We start from the raw sequence: 20,860 nt of genomic DNA, 5'->3' as shown, positions 1-20,860 counted from the left end.
GAGCAGCAGGGCGCGTCAGAGCACCAGCGACAGCAGCAGCGTGAACACGAGGCCGGTCACGGAGAGCACGGTCTCCATCAGGGACCAGGTCTTGAGGGTCTGGCCCACGGTCATGCCGAAGTATTCCTTGACGAGCCAGAAGCCGGCGTCGTTGAGGTGGGAGAAGAACACGGAGCCGGCGCCGATGGCGAGCACCAGTAGCGCGAGATGCGTGGGGCTCATGCCGGCGGTCAGCGGCACCATGATGCCGGCCGCGGTGACGGTGGCGACGGTGGCCGAGCCGGTGGCCAGGCGGATGAGCACGGCGACAAGCCAGCCCGCGAAGAGCGGATTCATGGCGGATTCGGTGATGCCGTGGGCGATCACGTCGCCGATGCCGGAGTCGACGAGCGTCTGCTTGAAGCCGCCGCCCGCGGCCACGATGAGGATGATGCCGGCGACGGTGCTGAAGGATTTGCCGACCATGCCGTTGACGCCGTCGCGCGTGGTCTTCTGCATGAAGCCGAGCAGGATCATTGCCAGCACGGCGGTGAGGAACAGCGCGGTGAGCGGCTCGCCGATGAAGGCGATCGCGCGGCCCCACTGGGTGGAGGTGTTCGCGCCGGTCAGGTCCACGACGGAGGCGGCGAGCATGAGTACGACCGGGCACAGGATCACGGCGATGGCCTGGCCGAAGGTGGGGCGGTTCGAGGCGTCGCGCGGAGCGTCGGCCTCGGCCTCGTTCTCGGGGGCCATGATCGGCACCCAGCGCGCCATGAGCTTGCCCAGCAGCGGGCCGGAGATGATGACGGTCGGGATGGCGACGAGCAGGCCGAGGCCGAGGGTCACGCCGAGGTTCGCGTGGATCGAGTCGATGGCGGCGAGCGGACCGGGGTGCGGCGGCACGAAGGCGTGCAGCGTGGACAGGCCGGCGAGCGCCGGGATCGCGATGAGCATGACCTTCATATGGGCGCGGCGGGTGGCGAAGAGCACCACCGGGATGAGGAGGACGACGCCGACCTCGAAGAACATCGGGATGCCGACGATGAAGGCGATGAGGGCCATGGCCCACGGCAGCCGCTGCAGCGGGGTCTTGTCCATGATCGTGTCGACGATCACGTCCGCGCCGCCGGAGGCGAACAGGATGGTGCCGATGATCGCGCCGAACGCGATGAGCAGGCCGACGCCGGAGAAGGTGGAGCCGGCGCCCGAGGTGAAGCTGTCGATGGCTTCGTCGTAGGGCACGCCCGCGCACACGGCCATGATGAATGAGCCGAGCAGCAGGGAGAGGAAGGGGTGCAGCTTAAGCGCCGCGATGAACACGACGATGGCCGCGATGCCGATGATGGCGGCGATGATGAGTTGCATGGTGGTTCTCCTTTGAAACCGATATGCGTAGGTGTTTTGTTTGGTCAGGCGTTCTGAACTTGGGGCAGCTGCGCCTCATCGCGGGCCGCATACTCTTCGATCGCGGCGATGGCGCGTTCGACCATCGTCTCGACGTCACCTTCGATGGATACCTCGATGCCGGGTTCATCGGCTTCAAGCGGCTCCAGGATGGCGAACTGGCTGGGCAGCAGCGAGGGCGGCATGAAATGGTCCTTGCGTGCCTCCATGCGTCCGCGGATGAGCTCCTGCGAGCCGACCATATGCACGAAGAACACCGGCACATGCGCGCGCAACACATCGCGGTAGGCGCGCTTGAGGGCCGAGCAGCACACGATGGTGTCCTTGCCCTCGGCGTCGCGGGCGGCCATCCACTCGTCGATGGTCCGCAGCCAGGGCCAGCGGTCCTCGTCGGTCAGCGGAATGCCCGCGCTCATCTTGTCGATATTGGCCTTGGGATGGAAGTCGTCGCCTTCCGCCTTTTCATAGCCCAGGCGGTCGCGGACGGCATCGACCACGGTGGATTTGCCGCAGCCTGCGACGCCCATGACCACGACATGCGTGTGCTTGTTTCCCATTGGGGTGCTCCTGTTTCTGCTTCGTTGCCTATTGGAACTTGCTGTTGGCGGCGGATATCAACTACGTCATCCACCGTCGTTGAAGAATACGATAAACAATTTTATGACTCCTTGTCAAATCAAAAAGAGTATCTTTAATGAAAATCGGCGTGTCGCAAGGAAATTGATAGTCTGATTCACATGACAGCCGAACACCTGACGCCAGACAACGGGCATATGCACGAACCCGTGGCCAATAGCCTTGCCATCGATATCATCGACGGGCGCTGGCAGACGGACGCACCCAAAACCCTGGAGGATATCCAGGCCGATTTCGGAGTGTCGCGCACTGTGGCGCGCGAGGCAGCCCGGCTGTTGGAAGCGGCGCAAGCCATCGAAATCCGACGGCGCGTGGGGCTTATCCCCCGCTCCCCTGCCGACTGGCAGGCCCTCAACCCGCAGGTCATCACCTGGAAGCTACACTCCACCCAACGCCGGCAGGAACTCATATCGCTCACCGAGCTGCGCCTGTGCATCGAACCGGCGGCCGCAAGACTCGCCGCCACACGCGCGAATCTGGACGACAAGGCGAAACTGCCAGTGATGGCGCTCAAGATGAAGGACGCCGGCGAGAACGGGCGACTCGACGAATTCCACGAAACAGACATCGAATTCCATACGCTGATCCTGCGCAGCTGCGGCAACGAACTCTTCGCCGCCTTCGCCGACACCGTGGCCACCGTGCTGCGCGGACGCGTGGAGATCAATATGTATCCCCGCCAGCCCCGCCCCGAGGCGATGGCCGCGCATGTCGCGGTTGCCGAGGCGATATGGCGCGGTGAGGCGGAGAAAGCCTACGCCGCGATGCAGGGGATCGTGGATGAAGTGGGCGAGGCTATCCGCGGCTGATTGGAGGGCAATTCCCTTTGGGAATTGCCCTCCAATCACCATTCATGTCTTTGATAGGCGATGCGGGTGGTGTCGGTGGGACGGTCGAGAAGTTGGATGAGGCCGCAGCGGGCGAAGCCGGAGGATTCCAAGACATGCTGCATGGCCTTGTTGTTGGGATGCGTGTCGGCGCGCACATTGCCGTAATGCTTGAGCGCCCACTTGATGCAGTCACGCGCCGCATGATGCACGAGCCCGGAGGCCGCGATGCGGTGAATCGTCACATAGGCATCGTCATCGAGCCACGCCCCATCAATGGTCTTGTAAGTCGGATCCTCGCCCGGGCACAGCGCGAACTGGGCCAGGATACGCTCGCGCCCACCGGGACCTGCGTGATCGACAAGCAGCATCGTGCGCTGGTTGGCGATGTCGTCACGCACAACCTCAGGCCGGGGGAAAGTGTTTCCCCACTGGGTAGGGTTGCCATTGGCGGCCATCAGCTGCCGGGCATGCTCATAGTTGGCCTCCATCTGCGCGAAATCACGCATGGTGGCGTGGCGGAACATGCGCTTATTCCGGTTCGCAGCCGGCATCGCGGCGGGGGCTTGACTTGGCACTTGGTTCGTCCTAATTCTCTCGGATGCACTGCATTCTCTGCCGGCCCAACCTACCACGCGCACGTCACAAGCGCGACAGTCACACCGAGGCAGACTCGACCACGTTGATGGGCACCTTGATGCGCGTGGGCGACGCCCCGGCGTCGCCGCCGTTCATCCGGCCGAGCAGTGTGCGGGCCGCGGCACGCCCCAGTTCCTGCGGATCCTGCTCAAGCAGATAGATGCCGTCGCGCACATACTGCGACCAATCCCAGTCATCATAGCTGACCAAGCCGATGTCCTCCGGGAAGATCATTCCCAATCCCCGCAGCGCCGCAAGCAGGTCGAACAGCAGCGGCCCCATCAGCGAGACCACCGCAGTGCGGCCGTTGAGATGGGACAGCGCGACCCGCAGCGCGCCGGTCAGCCATGCGACGTCATGCCCGCCGACCTCAAGCGGCAGCAGGAACATTCCTCTCTCCTCGCAGGCATGCCGCAATCCTTCGACGCGCCGACCCTGCGCGGAGATCTGCGAGCGCACACGGCTGACCGCCACCACATTCTCATACCCCATGTCGGCGAGATGCCCGCCCAACGCATAGCAGGAGGCGACGTTGTCGGAGACGACCTTCGGCACCGAGTCCGGCTGCCCCGCAGGCTCGCGGTCCACAACCACCATCGGCACGCCCGCGTCGACCACAGCGCGATATGCGGAGAAATCCGCGGCATTCGGCTGAAGCACCAGACCGTCGACCCGCTGCGACAGCATCCGGTCGATGCCGGCACGCTCCTCATCAAGCGAATTGTCGGAGTTCATAAGCATGACGTCGTATCCCGCCGGACGCAGCTCCGCATCAATGCCCTTGAACAGCAGCGAGGAGAATACGTTCGAGATATCGGCCACGATCACACCGACCACATGGGTGCTCCCTTGGCGCATGCGTCGCGCGGAGGCGCTGGGTCGGTAGTCGAGGCGACGCACCGTCTCCTGGATACGCAGCTTGGTGGCCTCGCTCATCTTGCCGTAGTTGCCGTTGATGAAGCGCGAAACCGTCGTGACCGACACCCCGGCCTCGCGGGCGATATCGGCGATGGTTGTCCCGGGCATGGCCCCTCCTTTCACGGCGGTCTCCCTATTGTAATCCGACGCTCGGCACGCGAATGAAATCGATGCACCATCACCGCGACACGCCGGCATCACACCCGGGAAACAGCTGGAATTCCAGTGCGTAAGCCTTCGTCCTCGCCATCATAATTTGCGCTGTTTTCAAGTCAGCCGTACACTTGGACCCACACAAGGGGTATCGATACACCAATTCATACACCATTGAAGTTGGTTACTAAAGATGCATCGATACACCTTGCAGATATTGCATATACACAGCGCTGTGCCCCGTCTCAACAGGACCGACACCGACGCAACGACGCAAAGGAGACCAACATGGAGGAATTCTCGCTCGACAGCTTCGCCCTGACCGACAAGGCCGTGCTCATCACCGGCGGTGCCAGCGGGCTCGGGCACTACTACACGCAGGCCGTCTCCAAGGTGGGCGCCGACGTGTTCATCGTCTCCTACAATCAGGATGGCTGGGAGGAGACCCGCGCCGAGGTGGAGGCCAACGGACGCCGCGTTGTGTTCATGGAGCAGGACATCACCGAGCCCGGCGCCGCCAAGCGCATCGTCGACAAGGCCATGGAGGAATTCGGCCGCGTCGACGTGCTCATCAACAACGCCGGCATGCAGCGTCGCCATGAGCTCGCCGACTTCCCCGACGAGGATTGGCAGGCCGTCATCGACCTCAACCTCAACGCCCTCTACTACCTCTCACACGAGGTCGCCAAGGTCATGATGAAGCAGGGCAGCGGCAAGATCGTCAACATCGGCTCGATGCAGTCCTATCGCGCCGGCAAGTTCATCTTCCCCTACGCCGCCAGCAAGCACGCGGTCATGGGCCTGACCCGCGCCTACGCCGACGCCCTCGCACCCTACAACGTGCAGGTCAACGCACTGGCCCCCGGATACATCAACACCCCGATGACCAAGGCGCTGCAGGAGGATCCGGTGCGCAGCGTCGAGATCCGCGAACACATCCCGGCCGGTCACTGGGGCGAACCGCGCGAGCTCATGGGCGCCATGGTGTTCCTGTGCTCGAAGGCCTCCGACTATCTCAACGGCATCATGCTGCCCGTGGACGGTGGCTACCTGCTGCGCTGACGCGGCGCCTTCAATATCCCCTTCTCCTTCATTCCCGCGCCCGTCCGTCACCGACGACGGCGGGCACGGGCCAACATCCCTCGCATCCTCGTCGCGAAAGAACCACATCATGCCTTTATTCATCGTCGCCTGCGCCGTCGCAGTGCTCATCGTGCTCATCGTCAAGTGCAAGATGAACACCTTCCTGGCGCTTATCGTCACCTCGCTGCTGACCGCACTCGCCCTGCGGATCCCGGTCGACCAGATCCCCACCACCATCGAAACCGGCATCGGCGGCCAGCTTGGCCACCTGGCCATCATCTTCGGATTCGGCTCCATGATCGGCAAGCTCGTCTCTGACTCCGGCGGCGGCCATCGCATCGCCATGACGCTGATCAACCGATTCGGGCGCAGGCATATCCAGATCGCCGTGGTCGTGGCCTCCTTCATCGTAGGCCTCGCCCTCTTCTTCGAAGTCGGTCTGGTCGTTCTGCTGCCGCTGATCTACGTCATCGCCCGCGAGCTCGACATGCCGCTGATGTTCCTCGGCATCCCCATGGCCATCACGCTCAACGTGGCGCACGCCTTCCTGCCGCCCCATCCGGCTCCCACCGCCATCACCGAAACGCTCGGCGCGAACATGGGGCAGGTGCTGATCTACGGCCTCATCGTCTCCATCCCCACCGTCATCGTCGCCGGACCGCTGTTCAATCTGCTGCTGCACCGCGTGCGCCCCGACCTCTACCACGCCGACGTCGATTCCTCCGTGCTCGGCGACTTCAAGGAGTTCAAGGACGACGAGACCCCAGGCTTCGGCATCTCCGTGCTCACGGCCATGATGCCAGTGATCCTCATCGTCATCGCCACGATTTGCTCGTTCACGCTGCCCGAGGGCAACATCATCAACGAAGCCATCCAATTCATCGGCGCGCCCGACATCGCCATGCTGGCTTCGGTGCTATTCGCCGTGTGGTCGATGGGTCTGGCCCGCAAGCGCACGATGCCACAGATCGCCGGCTCGATGGTCGAATCCGTCAAGACCATCGCCATGATGCTGCTTATCATCGGTGGCGGCGGCGCCTTCAAGCAGGTGCTTGTCGACGGCGGCATCTCGGATTATGTGTCCTCCCTGTTCACACACATCAATATCTCTCCGCTGCTGGCCGCATGGCTTGTGGCCGCCGTGCTGCGCGTCTGCCTGGGTTCGGCGACCGTCGCCTCCCTGACCGCCGCCGGCCTGGTCGCGCCGCTGGTCGCGGCCTCCGGCGTCAATCCCGCGCTGGCGGTGCTGGCCGTGGGCGCCGGCTCCGTGATCGCCGATCATGTCAACGACGCCGGCTTCTGGATGATCAAGGAATACTTCGGCCTGAGCCTCAAGGAAACCTTCCTGTCGTGGACGACGGCCACCACGGTGATGTCCGTGATGGGATTGTTCTCGGTGCTGGGACTATCGCTGATCGTGTGAGCCGAACCGCCTACGGAAACGGAAGTCCCCTTCGCCATCGCTTGAGGATGGCGGAGGGGACTTCGCGTAAACCCGCTGTGCTCTCAGTCGACGACCTTGCGCTCGAAGGGATCGGAGCTGATGCCGGCGGCGAGGATGTCCTTGCACCACTGCTTGGCGGTGAACAGGGAGTGGTCACGGTAGTTGCCGCAGCTCTTGATCGTGGTGCCGGGCACGTCGTCCCACGTGGCCTCGTTGGCGATGAATTCCAGCGATTCCTTGAGCGCGCGGGCCACGTCCTCGGTGGAGTGCTCGCCCCAGGTGAGCAGATGGAAGCCGGTGCGGCAGCCGAACGGCGAGCAATCGATGTATCCGGGGATGCGCTCGCGCAGCAGCACGGCGATGGTGTGTTCGATGGTGTGGAGGCCGCCGGTGGGGATCGCGTTCTCGTTCGGCTGCACAAGACGCAGATCGAAGTTGGAGATCACGTCGCCATTGGGCCCCTTCTCCGTGTCGATCAGGCGCACATACGGCGCCTTGACCGCGGTGTGATCCAGTTCAAATGATTCGACAATCGGTTTATCGGCCATGATGGTCCTCCTTGCTTCACGAATATGCCGTTATTACTTTGGCCCGCTTCGCGGGGACAGTCAACTTCGGGGTCGCGAGGCGGCGATGGCCTGCATGAAACGTGGGCCGTAGAGGCGCAGCTTGTTGTCGCCGACGCCGTTGACGGCGAGGAATTGGGCGTCGGTGGCGGGCTTGAGGCGCGCCATGTCGCGCAGGGTCTTGTCGGAGAAGACGATATAGGGAGGTTTGCCGATTTCCTGCGCGATCTCGCGACGCAGCGCGCGCAGTCGCTCGAACAGGGCGTCATCCTCGTCGGTGGGCGTGTAGCCATCGGAAGCGCTGCCAGCGGAACTTGTGCGACCGTACACCGCACCGTCTTCGCCAGCGGCTCCGGCACGCCCGTATGCCGCGCCAGCCACGCCGGAGCCACCGGCACCTCCCCCACGCCGGGAGGAGGGATCGGCCCGCTCCACCCGCTTGATCTCATAGTGGAAATCCGGGGCCGCGGTTTCGAAGGCGCGGTCGCCGAAGCGCACAATCGGCATGCGTCCCTCGGCGATGGAGAGGAATCCGTCGGTGGCCATCTGGCTCAGCACGTCGCGGATGCGAGCCTCATTCACATCCTTGAGCCGCCCGAAGGTCGGCATCGCCTCCGGGTTGAGCCAGGCGAGGTCCTGCGCCTTGGAGCCGCGCAGGATGCGCACGATCTTGCCCGAACCGACGCGCTGGTCCACGTCGTGCACGCACATGCTGATCGCCCGCGCCACGTCAGTCACATCGATGGTTTCGAACGTGCTCGCACAGTTGGAACACACCTCGCACTTGGCGGCCTGCCCCGCGTCCGCACCTCCGGCCTCCTGCCCAAAGTAGCGCGTCATATAGCGGTGCAGGCAGTCGGTGGTGCGGCAGTAGCCGACCATGCCGTCGAGCAGACGCCGTTTGGCCATGCGCACGGTTTCGCGTTCCTCGGGCGTGAGTCTTTCGTTCTCGGAATCGGTGTCGAGCAGTCGGCGGCGTGTGACGATATCCGACTCGTTCCACAGCAGCGTGCATCGGCTCGGTTCTCCATCACGCCCGGCGCGCCCGGCCTCCTGATAGTAGGCCTCGATGGACTCGGGCATATTGTGGTGAATGACGAAACGCACATTGGATTTGTCGATGCCCATGCCGAATGCATTGGTGGCGACGACCACCTGCACACGGTCGTTGATGAAGTCGCGCTGCGCACGGTTGCGCTCGTCGGCAAGCATGCCGCCGTGGTAGGCGACGGCGATGCCATCGGCTGATGTCTTCTCCCCCATCCTTGCTCCGCCGTCTAGTTGCGGCACCGCGTCGTTAAGCGTCGCCGCCAACGCCTCGGTCTCCTTGCGCGTGGCACAGTAGACGATGCCCGACTCCCCCGGATGATCGGCGATGTATCGCGCCACCCAGTTGGCTTTGCGCTTGGTCTCCAGCTTGATGACGTCGAGATAGAGGTTCGGCCGGTCGAAGCCGGTGACGGTCACGGCCGGGTTCCGTAACCCCAGCAATCCCACGATATCGCGGCGCACCCGCTCGGTGGCGGTGGCGGTGAACGCGCCGACGACCGGCCGGTGCGGCAGCGAAGCGATGAAATCGCCAATCGACAGATAGGAGGAGCGGAAATCCTGGCCCCATTGCGAGACGCAGTGCGCCTCGTCGACGGCAATCAACGATATCGGCGTGCGCACGGCAAAGTCCTTGAACCGACCGGTTTCGAGACGTTCCGGCGCGACATAGAGCAACTTGACCTGGCCCGCGGCGGCCTGGGCGAGCACCATCGACTGTTCGTCGGGCGACTGCGTGCCGTTGACGAAGGCGGCGGGGATGCCGGCGTCGTTGAGCCCGTCCACCTGATCCTGCATCAGGGAGATCAACGGGGATATGACGACGGCGACGCCGTCCATGAGCAGGGCCGGAATCTGATAGCAGATCGATTTGCCGGCGCCGGTGGGCATGACGGCGAGCACGTCACGGCCGGCCGTGAGCTCGTCCACGATGCCCTGCTGGCCGGGGCGGAACGAATCGTAGCCAAAGTATCGCTTAAGCGCCGCGAGCGCCGCCGCGTGAGATGCGTCAGCCGTAATGTCCGTCATGCTTCATCACTTTAGTCGGCAGCGGCGCATGCGTGCGGCGCTCGGCGAGGCTCCACTGTCATTTTGAGCGAGCCATCCGCCTCTTGTCATTTTGAGTGGACCCTCCGCCTTTTGTCATTTTGAGCGAGCGAAGCGAGTCGAAAAATCTCACACTGCCAAGAAACGATGACGAGATCCTTCGACTCCGCTCGCTTTGCTCACTCCGCTCAGGATGACAGGGAACGTCCGCTTCGCTCAGGATGACAGGGGAAGGCGTTCGTTCCACTCAGGATGACAAAGGGCTTTCACCCCACGTGCGCAAAGGCCTGCTCAAGGTCGGCGATCAGGTCGTCGGCATCTTCGATGCCGACCGACAGACGCACAAGATTGGCGGGGACCTCAAGCGTGGTGCCGGCCACGGAGGCGTGGGTCATGGCCGCGGGCACCTCGATCAGTGATTCGACGCCTCCCAACGATTCGGCGAGCGTGAACACCTCGGTCGCATCGACGAAACGCTTCGCCGCCTCGGCGCCACCGGCCAGCCGCACGGAGACCATGCCGCCGAAGCCGCCATGCATCTGACGCGCGGCGATCTCATGGCCCGGATGCGATTCAAGGCCCGGATACCACACGCGCTCCACGCGCGAAGAGGGCTGCGATTCCAGCCACTGCGCCACCTTCAGCGCATTGGCCGAATGCTGGCGCACGCGCAAAGCCAGCGTCTTGAGTCCGCGGATATCAAGCCAGGAATCGAAGGGCGAGGGCACGGCGCCGGCCGCGTTCTGCAGGAAGGCGACCTGTTCGCGAATCTCCTCGTCATTGAGCACGACGGCTCCGCCGACCACATCGGAATGGCCGCCGATGTATTTCGTCGTCGAATACACCACCACGTCGGCGCCGTCGTCCAGCGGATGCTGCAGCGCGGGCGAGGCGAAGGTGTTGTCCACCACGACCTTGGCCCCGTGCGCATGCGCGACGGCGGCGGTGGCCGCGATATCGGTGACGCGCAGCAGCGGGTTCGAGGGCGTCTCAACCCACACATAGTGGTAGTCCTTGGCGGCGAGCGCGGCGGAGACGGCCGCCGTGTCGGTCACGTCGACCACGTCGAGACCCACGCCCCACGGCTGGAACACGCGGGCGAGCAGACGGTAGGTGCCGCCATAGACGTCGTCGCCGATGAGGATGTTGTCGCCGGGCCTCAGGGTCGAGCGCAGCAGCACATCGATCGCGGCGAGGCCCGAGGAGAAGGACAGCGCGTATTTCGCGCCCTCCACGGCGGCGAGCTGTTGGTCGAAGGAGGTGCGCGTCGGATTGATTGAGCGGCTGTAGTCGTGTCCGCCGCGCAGGCCGAGCACGCCGTCCTGCTTGAAGGTCGAGGTCATGTAGATCGGCGTGACGACGGCGCCGGTGGTGGGATCGGGGGTTTGGCCGGCGTGGATGGCGCGGGTGGCGAGGGCGGGGGTGGCGGTGGTGGTGTTGGTAGTCATGGTTTTCTTTCTTTTTCGCTGGTACGAGGTGGAGGGGAGCGATATTGCTGCGGAGGGGGGACCGCCCGTAGGGGGATGGAGCAGGAATATCGCTCCCCTCCACCGGGCATCCCACCAAACCATCACAAATATTGTTCGACCAGGGAGGGGCGGGTGGTGCGTGCCACGACGTCGGCGTAGCCGTGGGTGCGCATCCAGTCGTCGTTGAAGATCTTTTCGAGGTAGGAGCGGCCGGAGTCGGGGGCAAGGACGACGACGAGGCGGTCGGCTCCCAGGCCCTCGGCGAGTGCGTGCTTGATCGCGGCGGCGACGGCCAGTCCGGACGAGCCGCCGACCATGATCCCCTCCTCGGTGGCGAGACGACGCGTCATCTCGAAGGACTCGGCGTCGCTCACCTGCACGATGGCATCGGTGACGGTGCGGTCGAAGGCCTTGGGATAAAGCTCCTTGCCCACGCCCTCCACGTCGTATCCGTGCAGATCGCTGGCGGATGCGGCCGAATAGATCGAGCCGGCCGGGTCGGCGCCGATGACCTTCACCGCGCCATCGGAGATGTCCTTCAGGTAGTTGCCGGTGCCGGAGATCGTGCCGCCGGTGCCGATACCGGCCACGAAATCGGTGACCTTGCCCTCGCTCGCCTCCCAGATCTCGGGACCGGTGGTGGCGTAGTGGCTGGCGGGCCCGTTGGGATTGTCGTACTGGTTGGGCTGGAAGGCGCCGGGAATGGTGGCGGTGAGCCGGTCGGCGACGCGATAGTAGGAGCGCGGATCGTCGTGCGGAACGCCGGTGGGCGCGACGACCACCTCGGCGCCGTAGGCCCGCAACGTCGCGCGCTTGGATTCGGAGACCTTGTCCTGCACGACGAACACGGTGCGGTAGCCGCGCTGCTGGGCCACCATCGCCAGCCCCACGCCGGTGTTGCCGGAGGTGGGTTCAACGATGACGCCGCCTGGCTTGAGTTTGCCCTCTCGCTCGGCCGCGTCGATGATGCGCACGGCGATGCGGTCCTTGGCGGAGCCGCCGGGATTCATGTATTCGAGTTTGACGGCGATGGTCGCCTTCACGCCGGCGGCGGCCGGGATGTGGTTGAGGCGCACGAGCGGGGTGCCGCCGATGAGTTCCGTGACGGAGTTCGCGATGGTCATTTGTGGTCCTTTTGCTTGGAATGGTTGCTTTTCTGGGCTTATGCCAAGCACGGACACCGGTCGCGTCGTATGAGGTGAGAGAAGTTCAGAAAATATACGGATATATCATCCGATAATTCCTATATTTCTTGAATCCGCCTGAATATGGCGGGAAACGTTCTGTCTCAAGTTATGCGTCGCCTACCGCGCGCCGTGTGGCGTCGGTTAGCGACAACAACATGAGATGAACTGCATGAAATCGACCATAGCACGAAGGGCGGCGCTCGCATACCGTGTCTGTCCACGATATGGAACGTCGCCCTGTCCGAGTGCTCCGAACGATGACCTCAGCCGATATGCAGCTCGCGCGCGGCCCGCTCGTCACGAGATCGGGTCAGATGGAAGGCCAGCCATGTGGCGGCGGCGAACAGCAGCGCCGCCAAGCCGAGCGGCGCCCACACCTGATAGCCGAAGCCCCAGTCCCAGTGGAACCGCCCCTGCACGATGGTCGAGACCATGCCCAGGCTGTCCGGCGCGACATCATTCCAGATCCGTCCGCCGAAGCCACCGACGACCATCACGAAGAATAGCGCGAGCAGGAACGGCCCCCAGCCCTTCGCCACCAGCGAGCCGGCTGCCTGCCCCAGTGCGGAGACGGCAAGCAGCTGTGCGAGACCGCCGAGCGTGATGGTCACCCAGCTTGCGGCGGAATTGCCGCCATAGATCTCAGCGCCTCCCATCGAGAAGCCCACGCCAAGATCGGCGCGGATGAGATTCGTCAACCCGAAGAACATCATGGCCAGCGCAGCGGCACCCGCGGCGACGACCAGCGAAACAATCACCGAGCACCAAGCGAAGCGCCGGCGCGAGACGCCATGACAGGTCAGCGGTGTGAACATCGTGATATGCCAGATCATCGGGGTGAAGCAGGTGAGCGGCCGGACCATTCCCATCGCATTCAACGTCGAGTAACCGCCGCCGAACACCTTCGCGTCCATGATCGCGATTAGAGACATGATGACGAACATGCCCAGCAAGCATGTGAGGATCACTCCGACGACATACCAGATCTTTCGCCATGCCATGCGCGCGATGCGATCGCGTCCGCTTCCGCTTGCGATGACGGAGGTTCCAGAGACGCCAGCCATGCCTTCCGCGGCATTCGCTCCGTTTACAGTATCCGACGCATTCATTGTCTGCGTTGCCATATCACTCACTTCCCTTCGCTGTTATCCGTGACCCGGTTCGCCGGGTCGGTCAGTCTCACGACATAATCCTGCAATCCCAACGATGTAGCGGCTACACCGGTCGGAAGGCCTTCCCTCGCAACGGCACCGCGCACCGTCACCCGATCCAATCCGTCAAGGTGCTCACGCGCCAGCACGCCCAAGCGTTCCGAGGCGACGAATGTCTCGACCACGCCCGGGTCTCCGGTCAGTTCGGTCGCGCGCGAGCCCACGACGTCGGCTTCGAATTCGTCGATGATATGCCCTTGGTCGAGCACCACCACCCGTTCGACGACATGTGCGATCTCATCGATGCCATGCGTGGACACCACGATGGTGCGCGGTCGCTTCGCGAAGGATTCCAGGAGGAACCTGTGGAACAGCGCCCGGTTGACGGCGTCCAATCCCAGCATCGGCTCGTCGAGCAACAGCACATCGGCGGGCACGGCGAATGCCGCCGCCAAGCGCACGGCCATGCGCTGCCCCAGCGATAGATGCCCGTAGGCCGAACCCGGCTCGATGCCGAAGGCCTGCATCATGCGCAGGGCGAGATCCCAGTCGAGCGGCCCATACCACCGCTCCTCCTCGCGCAGCAGGCTCGTGGCCGAGCGCACCGCGAGTACCGGCATCGTCTCGTTGAGCAGGTAGACGCGATTCTGCGCGGCTTCGTTGCCGCGCACTTCAACGCCATCGAGCGCGATGGCGCCGCCGACGGAAGTCAGGCGGTTCGCCACACAGCCGAGCAGCGTCGACTTGCCAGCGCCGTTGCGCCCGAACAGACCATAGATGGTGTCGTCACGCAGCGTCAGATTCACGTCGTCAAGCGCGACTTTGCCTCCGTAGGCTTTGCTGAGGTGTTCGATGTTCAGCGTCATGATTGGTATCCCTTCTCGATGAGTTCGGCCAGTTCCTTCGGGCCGATGCCGAGGCTTCTTGCTTCAGCGACAAACTCCGTCATTCGTTGGGTGAGGAAAGCCTCGCGTTTGTCGGCGGTGGCGCGTTCCCTCGCGCCCGCGGCGACGAACATGCCCAGGCCCCGTCGTTTCTCCAGCAATCCCTGCGCCACCAACAGGTTCATGCCCTTGAGCACGGTGGCGGGATTGATCCGATAGACGGCGGAGATCTCGGTGGTGCTGGGCACCTGCGCGCCTTCCTCGAACACACCGGCGACAATCGCCTCGCCCAACTGGTCTGCGACCTGTCTGAACAGCGGCTCGTCACCGGAGAATTCGAAATGCATGGCCCCTCCTTTCACGTTCGTTGGTTACATGGTTAATTACTTATGTAACTAACCATATAACCAAGTCGCCGCTGCGTCAAGTCGATACCCCTGCGAACAGGCAATATCTCACCCGTCACTTAAGCGAAGCCCGCAACCACCTTGCCACCAAAACGAGTCCGTAACCACTTTGTCATCCTGAGCGGAGCGCGAAGCGCGGAGTCGAAGGATCCCCTCTGATTGCCACCAAGATTCTTCGACTCGCTTCGCTCGCTCAGGATGACAAAAAGAGGAACGTCACAACGAGGCGGCGGCGATGAGGCGTTTGGTGTAGTCGTCCTGCGGCGAGCCCAGAACCTGCGCGGTCGGGCCGGTTTCCACAACCCGCCCGTTATGAAGCACAAGGATGCGGTCGGCGAGATGCCGCACGACGCCAAGGTCATGGGAGACGACGATCAGGGCCGTGTCGGGGCGGGCGGCGCGGATGGCTGCGAAAGCCTCAAGGATCTGGATGCGCGCGGCCACATCAATCGCGCTCATCGGCTCATCGGCGAGTATCACGCGCGGCTCGCCCACGATGGCGCGCGCAATGGCCACCCGCTGCGCCTGCCCGCCGGACAATTCGCCCGGATAACGGCCTGCGAACGTCTCCGGCGCAAGACCGACCGTACGCAGCGCCGCCGCAACACGTTCGGCAACGACGGGCTTCGACTCACGCCGCAGCGCCAATGATTCCCCCACGGATCGGGCGACCGTCCACCGCGGATCCAACGAGCCGAAGGGATCCTGGAACACCAGACCGGATTCACGCCGTAACGCTTGGAATCCCGGCAAACGCCGTATGCCGGACATCGTAAGAGCCTTGGCTGCCTTGGTCATCTTGGCCGCCTTAGCCGTCTTGGCCGTCCGGCCTTGGCTGCCCTGCCGCCGCAGGCCACCCCGGCGCACCAGACTTGCGTCAGCACCGGTCGTTTCTCCGCACACTGGCTGTCCGCGGTACATCACCTCGCCGGCGTCCGCGGTCTCCAGCCCTAGCAAGATGCGAGTCAACGTTGATTTGCCGGAGCCCGAGCCACCGATGACAGCCAGGCACTCCCCCGCCATCACGTCCACGGACACTCCGTGCAGCACTTGTTTGCGCGTGCGCCCTTGCCCGAAGAATTTGTCAATACCATGTCCGGACAGCAGCACGGCATTATCAGCCCGTGATTGCTCCGCCATGGCATCTTCCGCCGATTCCACTCCGCCTATGCCAGGGCTTTCCACCATTGTCATGATTCCACCTCCGCTCGCAGGACACCCGCTCCGAGTTCGCTGACGCTCGAAACATCACCCGCCGCAAGAGTGAGGCTGCGGGCGGCATACACCAATCGCTCCGTCTCGGGACTAGCCGGCGCAGCCAACAAATCAGCGGTGCGACCGGTTTCCACGACCCGCCCGGCCTCCAACACAACGCTGCGCGTGGTGGCGCGCGCCAGCACCGAGAAGTCATGGGTGATGAACAGCATGGATGCGCCCGCATCGTCCACCAGCGACACCAACAGGTCCACGATCTGCCGTTGGGTGATCGAATCAAGCGCCGTGGTGGGTTCGTCCGCGATGATCAGACGCGGCGAGGTGATCAGCGCGGTGGCGATGCCGACGCGCTGCCGCTGCCCGCCGGACAGCTCATGCGGATACTTGCCGCCGACCTCGTCGATATCCAGCCCGACCTTGGCGAGCATGGCCGCGACGCGTTCCGCGCGCTCGGCCTTCGTCAGGTCATAGTGGAGCCGCAGCGGCAGCGCGACCTGCTTGGCGACCGTGGTCACCGGATTCAGCGCGGCCGCCGGATTCTGGAACACCGTGCCCACATAACGGCCACGCAGCTCGGCGAGCTGCCGGTCGGTCACCGCATAGCCGTGTCCGGCCATGCGCCCACGAGACTTCGCCGACGCACCGGTTTGCGCATCGGCCACGGTCATATCGCCGAGCCGAATCACGCCGCTCACGCTCGCCTCCGCCGGCAACAGCCCGAGCATCGCCTTGGCGATCATCGATTTGCCGGAACCGGAGGACCCAATAAGCCCGACCCGCTCGCCGTCGGCGATGCTCAGATCGACGCCATGCACAATCGGCGTGCCGCCGATGGCGATGTGCAGGTCACGGATGTCAACGGACATCATCGGCCTCCTTCCGAGGGAACCCGGCTGCGCGACGACGCGCTGGACACCGGATCGAAGGCGTCCTTCAGGCAGTCACCGAGCAGGTTCAGCGCGACGACGGCCATCGTGACGACCAAGCCCGGCCATAGCACGGTCAGCGGATACACATTGATGAATTTGACCGAAGTGGCCAGCGAATGTCCCCAGCTGGGCACGCCGGAGGGTATGCCCACGCCGAGATAGGTCAGTCCGGCCTCGGCGAGCAGCGCCGTGCCCGCGGACATCGATGTCTGCACGGCAAGCACCGGCAGGATATTGGGCATGATATGGTCCACCAGCACCCGCAGTCCGCCCGCGCCATTCGCCAACGCCGACTCCACATACGACGAGCGCGCGGCCAACAGCGCGGCGGGGCGGGCGACGCGCGCGAGATTGAGCCCATAGGCGAAGCCGCAGGCGACCACAACCACGGCCACGCTGGCGCCGAGCGGCACCGCGAGGATCAGCGCGAGGAGCACGGTGGGCACGGAGATCAGCGCGTCCACCACGACCACGGAGGTCTGGGCGAGCGCCGAGCGCCGCGACACCATGGCCGCGACGAGCAGCAATCCCCATACACCTGCGACCACGACCACCAGCAGCACGATGGCGAGATTGGTGGCCGAGCCGGCCATCAGCCAGCTCAGCACATCCGCGCCGGTGCCGTCGGTGCCAAGCGGATGTGCGGCCGAGGGAGAGGACCACACGTGATAACCGTCGGTGGCAAGCAGCGGCTGGGGCGTCCAGAACAGGGAGACCACCGCCACCGCCACCCACAGCCCGAGCACCATCAGCGCATATTTGCCCGATCCCCTGCGCCAGATGGCTCGCAGCACGGCGACGATTTTCGTGCGGACCGGCATATTCGCAGCACCCGTCATATCCGCCATGCCGGTCGTGCCTTTCATGTCCGCCGCAGCCATCGTGTCCACGTCGCCATGCGACCGACCCATTCCGCCGGAACGCTTTCGCTTCGATGCGTCGCCCTTCATCGGTTCACCTCGTTTCCGTCGCCCGCCGCGGCCAAGCGCGGGTCGAGCGCGCGATGCAGCAGATCGACGATCAGCCCCAGCGTCAGGAAGAACGCCGCCAACAGGAACAGTTCGCTTTGCACAGCGATCAGATCGCGGTTGCCCACATCGGTCACCAACATCGATCCGATGCCGGGCAGGGCATACAGGTTCTCGACCACCATCACGCTGGTGATCATCTGCGCGAAGGTGAGGCCGACCACCGACACGAGCTGCGGCGTGGCCAGGCGCAGGCCGATGCGCAGCGTGGCCTGAACGCGCGTCATACCGCAGGCCATGCCCATATCGACCGCGCCCGAGGCGATTTGCTCGCCCAGCGCGGCGCGCGTGTAACGCATCAGACTGGCCGCCACAATCAGGCCGCTGGCCAGCGCGGGCAACACCAGCGAGGCAAGCGCCGCCCCCGGTTTGGTCCAGCCATCCAGGGGGAATCCCTGTGAGGGGAACAGCCCGATCAACCCCGTGCCGCGCGAGAACAGCAGGATGAGCAGCAAGCCGCTCCACAGGGCGGGCACCGCGCCTCCCACAATGGCAACCACATGAAAGAATCCGCGCACGCCGGGTCGGCGCGCCAGCGTCGCCACACATCCCAGTGGGATGCCGACGGCCAGTGCCACCGCCAAGGCGATGAGAATCAAAGGAAACGTGACCTGCGCGCGCTGTGCCACCTGCGAGGTGACGGATTTCCCGGTCAAAGCGGAATCGCCGAGATCACCACGCAGCAACGCCCCAAGCCAGTCACCATATTGCACAATCAGCGGACGGTCCAAACCAAGCTGGGCGCGCAGAGCGGACACCCGCTCAGGCGTGGCCTTGAGCCCCGCCATCACGGTAGCCACATCGCCCGGCAGCACACGCAGCGCCACAAACACCAGCACCGACAGCCCAAACAACGCCCCCACAAACAACACCAACCGCCGCACCACAAATCGCATAATCCCTCGATTCCCTCCCTCAAAAACACAATGACGTTGGACGGACCGTAACGGACGGACGAAAGCGAGCGCCGGATTGGGATGGCCGTTGACGACCGTAAAGACTCGGCCTGAGCGGCCCGGAGCGTGTCGCCAATGGCCATCCCAATCCGGCGCGCCCACCCGCGCAACTGTCTCATACAAACAACGTCACTTGGTGTACGTCACATTCCACAACGGCAGCACCGTCTGGCTCAGATCAAAAGGAAACCCTTCGACCCCCTTAACCGTGGCCGTGGTGATGCGATACGAGAACAGCCAGTCGGCGGCGGCATCCTCGCTCACCAGCCGCGCGGCCTTGGCGAGCAGTTTGTCGCATTCGTCCTGGCTGGTGGCGGCCATGGCCTTGGCGTAGAGGTCCTGCACCTCGGGGTTGTCATAGCCGTAGTAGTAGGTCGGGTCGGCCCACTGCTCGAAGTCATGGCTTTCGGCATGGTCCACCAGCGACAGGTCGTAGTCGGCGTTCTTGTGCACGTCCTGCAGCCAGGTGGAGAATTCCACATAGTTGATCGACAGGTCGATGTAGACGTCCTTGAGCTGCGAGCGCAGCTGATCGCCGAGTTCGGTGCCGTAGGTGTTGGCGTAGGTCAGGGTGACCTTCAGCGGCTTGTCGGCACTGTAGCCGGCCTCCTTCATCAGCGACTGCGCCTTCTTGACGTCGTGCGGATACAGGTCGGTCAGGTCCTCGTAGCCCGGATCGACGGGCGGAATCGGCCCGCCGAGCGCCTTGTCGGCGCCGCCGCGCGAGGCGATGATCTGCTCATGGTCGATGGCGTATCGGATGGCCTGGCGCACGCGCTTGTCGGTGAACGGGGCGCGCTTGTTGTTGAAGGCGAGCACATACTTGTCGGAGCCGTCGCCAGCCTTGATCACATAGTTCGGATCGTCCTCCAACGGCTTGGCGAGGTTTTCGTTGATTGGGGACAGCACCTGTACATCGCCGCTTTTCAGCGCGTTGACGGCCGCGTTCTCGTCGGTCAGGTAGCGCACGACGACGGTCTTGGTCTTCGGCTTGTTGCGTCCCTCGTAGTTCTCGTTGGCCTTGAGCGTCACGGAATCGTTGGGCACGAATTTCTCGATGGTGTACGGTCCGGATCCCACGGCCTCGGTTTTCGGGTCATAGCTCGCGTCTTTGTCGAACACCAGTCCGGGGCGCGCGGAGAGATACCACAGGAAGTTCGCGTTCGGCTTGGCCAGCGTGATGACCAGCGTGGAGGCGTCCGTCGCCTTGACGGAGGCCACGTCGCCCAGCTGCTCATAGTCGTAGTATTTCTTCTCCAGCATCTGCTGGATGGACCACGCCGCGTCCTCGGCGTCGAGCGTGTCGCCGTTGGAGAATTCCAGTCCCTTGGCGATATGGAAGGTGTAGGTCAGGCCGTCGTCCGACTGTTCCCATGAATCGGCGATGGCGGGCGTCACCTGGTTGGAGGAGTCGCGGCCGACGATGCCTTCGTACACGTTGCCGATCAACAGCTGCATCAGCGCGTTGCCGGACTGCGTGCGGATGTCGAGATTGACGGGCGCGAGCTTGAGCCCGATGGTGATGGTGTCGGTCTTGGCGGTGTGCAGATCGGTCTGGGTGTCGTTTTTGCCGTCGGAACGGCCCACGGCCAGCCATGCGCCCAATACGAGCGCGGCCGCCACGATGACGGTGATCAGGGCCCATACCCATCCGGCCGGGCCGCGTCCGCCCTTTCTCTTGGCACGCGCGTTCAGCGTCGCGTCGGTGCTGGCGGACGGATTGACGGCAAGGCCGTCGTATGCATTGTTGGATTCATTGGTTGCGCCGGTCTGCCCGTGCGCACCGTTGTCCTGAGACATGCGTGATACCTCGATATTCGGTTATATGTGTGTCGTATGCGATTGGCCGCCACATCAGGGTCGACCATCGCCACCGACCATCCTACCC

The 20,860-nt window shown here is 64.0% G+C and carries 19 protein-coding genes; 3 read left to right on the top strand and 16 right to left on the bottom strand.

Annotated features, from left to right (window positions below; all coding sequences use genetic code 11):
- Nucleotides 1-15: 15 nt before the first annotated feature.
- Nucleotides 16-1,347 carry a GntP family permease gene (locus AC1AUD_RS09340; protein WP_476574075.1) on the bottom strand — a complete coding sequence of 444 codons (1,332 nt, stop codon included), beginning with the start codon at nucleotides 1,345-1,347 and terminating at the stop codon, nucleotides 16-18.
- A 44-nt stretch (nucleotides 1,348-1,391) separates the two neighbouring features.
- Nucleotides 1,392-1,943 carry a gluconokinase gene (locus tag AC1AUD_RS09335; protein ID WP_476574074.1) on the bottom strand — a complete coding sequence of 184 codons (552 nt, stop codon included), beginning with the start codon at nucleotides 1,941-1,943 and terminating at the stop codon, nucleotides 1,392-1,394.
- Nucleotides 1,944-2,123: 180 nt separating this feature from the next.
- Between AC1AUD_RS09335 and AC1AUD_RS09330 the strand changes: the two genes are divergently transcribed.
- Nucleotides 2,124-2,831, top strand: a complete 708-nt coding sequence (locus AC1AUD_RS09330; RefSeq protein ID WP_476574073.1) for a FadR/GntR family transcriptional regulator — start codon at nucleotides 2,124-2,126, stop codon at nucleotides 2,829-2,831.
- Between the two features lie 35 nt (nucleotides 2,832-2,866).
- On the opposite strand, the gene AC1AUD_RS09325 is transcribed toward AC1AUD_RS09330, so the two are convergent.
- Together AC1AUD_RS09325 and AC1AUD_RS09320 are read right to left on the bottom strand one after the other, a co-directional pair.
- A complete protein-coding gene (locus AC1AUD_RS09325) occupies nucleotides 2,867-3,403 on the bottom strand; it encodes an N-acetyltransferase (protein ID WP_476574134.1) in 537 nt (178 codons plus the stop codon).
- A gap of 103 nt (nucleotides 3,404-3,506) precedes the next feature.
- Nucleotides 3,507-4,514 (bottom strand): LacI family DNA-binding transcriptional regulator, encoded by a 1,008-nt coding sequence (locus AC1AUD_RS09320; RefSeq protein WP_476574072.1) that lies wholly within the window; start codon nucleotides 4,512-4,514, stop codon nucleotides 3,507-3,509.
- A 333-nt stretch (nucleotides 4,515-4,847) separates the two neighbouring features.
- Between AC1AUD_RS09320 and AC1AUD_RS09315 the strand changes: the two genes are divergently transcribed.
- Together AC1AUD_RS09315 and AC1AUD_RS09310 are read left to right on the top strand one after the other, a co-directional pair.
- Complete coding sequence (locus AC1AUD_RS09315) at nucleotides 4,848-5,621, top strand: SDR family NAD(P)-dependent oxidoreductase (RefSeq protein WP_476574071.1); 774 nt, start codon at nucleotides 4,848-4,850, stop codon at nucleotides 5,619-5,621.
- 109 nt (nucleotides 5,622-5,730) lie between these two features.
- On the top strand, nucleotides 5,731-7,065 hold the full coding sequence (locus AC1AUD_RS09310) for a gluconate:H+ symporter (protein ID WP_476574070.1): 1,335 nt from the start codon (nucleotides 5,731-5,733) through the stop codon (nucleotides 7,063-7,065).
- A gap of 83 nt (nucleotides 7,066-7,148) precedes the next feature.
- Here AC1AUD_RS09310 and AC1AUD_RS09305 read toward each other — a convergent pair whose 3' ends face one another.
- The 12 genes from AC1AUD_RS09305 to AC1AUD_RS09250 all read right to left on the bottom strand — a co-directional run bounded on the left by AC1AUD_RS09305 (nucleotide 7,149) and on the right by AC1AUD_RS09250 (nucleotide 20,772).
- Nucleotides 7,149-7,634 (bottom strand): S-ribosylhomocysteine lyase, encoded by a 486-nt coding sequence (locus AC1AUD_RS09305; protein ID WP_476574069.1) that lies wholly within the window; start codon nucleotides 7,632-7,634, stop codon nucleotides 7,149-7,151.
- Nucleotides 7,635-7,694: 60 nt separating this feature from the next.
- The gene (locus AC1AUD_RS09300) at nucleotides 7,695-9,728 is read right to left on the bottom strand and encodes a RecQ family ATP-dependent DNA helicase (protein ID WP_476574068.1); all 2,034 of its coding nucleotides are present in this window, start codon (nucleotides 9,726-9,728) and stop codon (nucleotides 7,695-7,697) included.
- Between the two features lie 284 nt (nucleotides 9,729-10,012).
- Nucleotides 10,013-11,194 carry a cystathionine gamma-synthase gene (locus tag AC1AUD_RS09295; RefSeq protein ID WP_476574067.1) on the bottom strand — a complete coding sequence of 394 codons (1,182 nt, stop codon included), beginning with the start codon at nucleotides 11,192-11,194 and terminating at the stop codon, nucleotides 10,013-10,015.
- A gap of 122 nt (nucleotides 11,195-11,316) precedes the next feature.
- The gene (locus AC1AUD_RS09290; RefSeq protein ID WP_476574066.1) at nucleotides 11,317-12,339 is read right to left on the bottom strand and encodes a pyridoxal-phosphate dependent enzyme; all 1,023 of its coding nucleotides are present in this window, start codon (nucleotides 12,337-12,339) and stop codon (nucleotides 11,317-11,319) included.
- 326 nt (nucleotides 12,340-12,665) lie between these two features.
- Nucleotides 12,666-13,403, bottom strand: coding sequence for a hypothetical protein (locus AC1AUD_RS09285; RefSeq protein ID WP_476574065.1), 738 nt, complete (start codon nucleotides 13,401-13,403; stop codon nucleotides 12,666-12,668).
- Between the two features lie 128 nt (nucleotides 13,404-13,531).
- Nucleotides 13,532-14,419 (bottom strand): ATP-binding cassette domain-containing protein, encoded by an 888-nt coding sequence (locus tag AC1AUD_RS09280; RefSeq protein ID WP_476574064.1) that lies wholly within the window; start codon nucleotides 14,417-14,419, stop codon nucleotides 13,532-13,534.
- Nucleotides 14,416-14,784 carry a GntR family transcriptional regulator gene (locus AC1AUD_RS09275; protein WP_476574063.1) on the bottom strand — a complete coding sequence of 123 codons (369 nt, stop codon included), beginning with the start codon at nucleotides 14,782-14,784 and terminating at the stop codon, nucleotides 14,416-14,418. The genes AC1AUD_RS09280 and AC1AUD_RS09275 overlap by 4 nt, the downstream gene beginning before the upstream one ends.
- Nucleotides 14,785-15,060: 276 nt before the next feature.
- Complete coding sequence (locus AC1AUD_RS09270; protein WP_476574062.1) at nucleotides 15,061-15,984, bottom strand: ABC transporter ATP-binding protein; 924 nt, start codon at nucleotides 15,982-15,984, stop codon at nucleotides 15,061-15,063.
- 50 nt (nucleotides 15,985-16,034) lie between these two features.
- Complete coding sequence (locus AC1AUD_RS09265; protein ID WP_476574133.1) at nucleotides 16,035-16,925, bottom strand: ABC transporter ATP-binding protein; 891 nt, start codon at nucleotides 16,923-16,925, stop codon at nucleotides 16,035-16,037.
- Nucleotides 16,925-17,809, bottom strand: a complete 885-nt coding sequence (locus AC1AUD_RS09260) for an ABC transporter permease (RefSeq protein ID WP_476574132.1) — start codon at nucleotides 17,807-17,809, stop codon at nucleotides 16,925-16,927. The genes AC1AUD_RS09265 and AC1AUD_RS09260 overlap by 1 nt, the downstream gene beginning before the upstream one ends.
- Nucleotides 17,810-17,934: 125 nt before the next feature.
- On the bottom strand, nucleotides 17,935-18,912 hold the full coding sequence (locus tag AC1AUD_RS09255) for an ABC transporter permease (RefSeq protein WP_476574061.1): 978 nt from the start codon (nucleotides 18,910-18,912) through the stop codon (nucleotides 17,935-17,937).
- A 189-nt stretch (nucleotides 18,913-19,101) separates the two neighbouring features.
- Entirely contained in the window at nucleotides 19,102-20,772 is a 1,671-nt protein-coding gene (locus AC1AUD_RS09250; RefSeq protein ID WP_476574060.1) for an ABC transporter substrate-binding protein, read from the bottom strand.
- Nucleotides 20,773-20,860 lie beyond the last annotated feature (88 nt).

It is taken from the genome of Bifidobacterium sp. LH_730 (assembly GCF_056355835.1).
The sequence above is the reverse complement of the archived record's forward strand: the minus strand, read 5'-3'. Positions and strand labels throughout refer to the sequence as shown.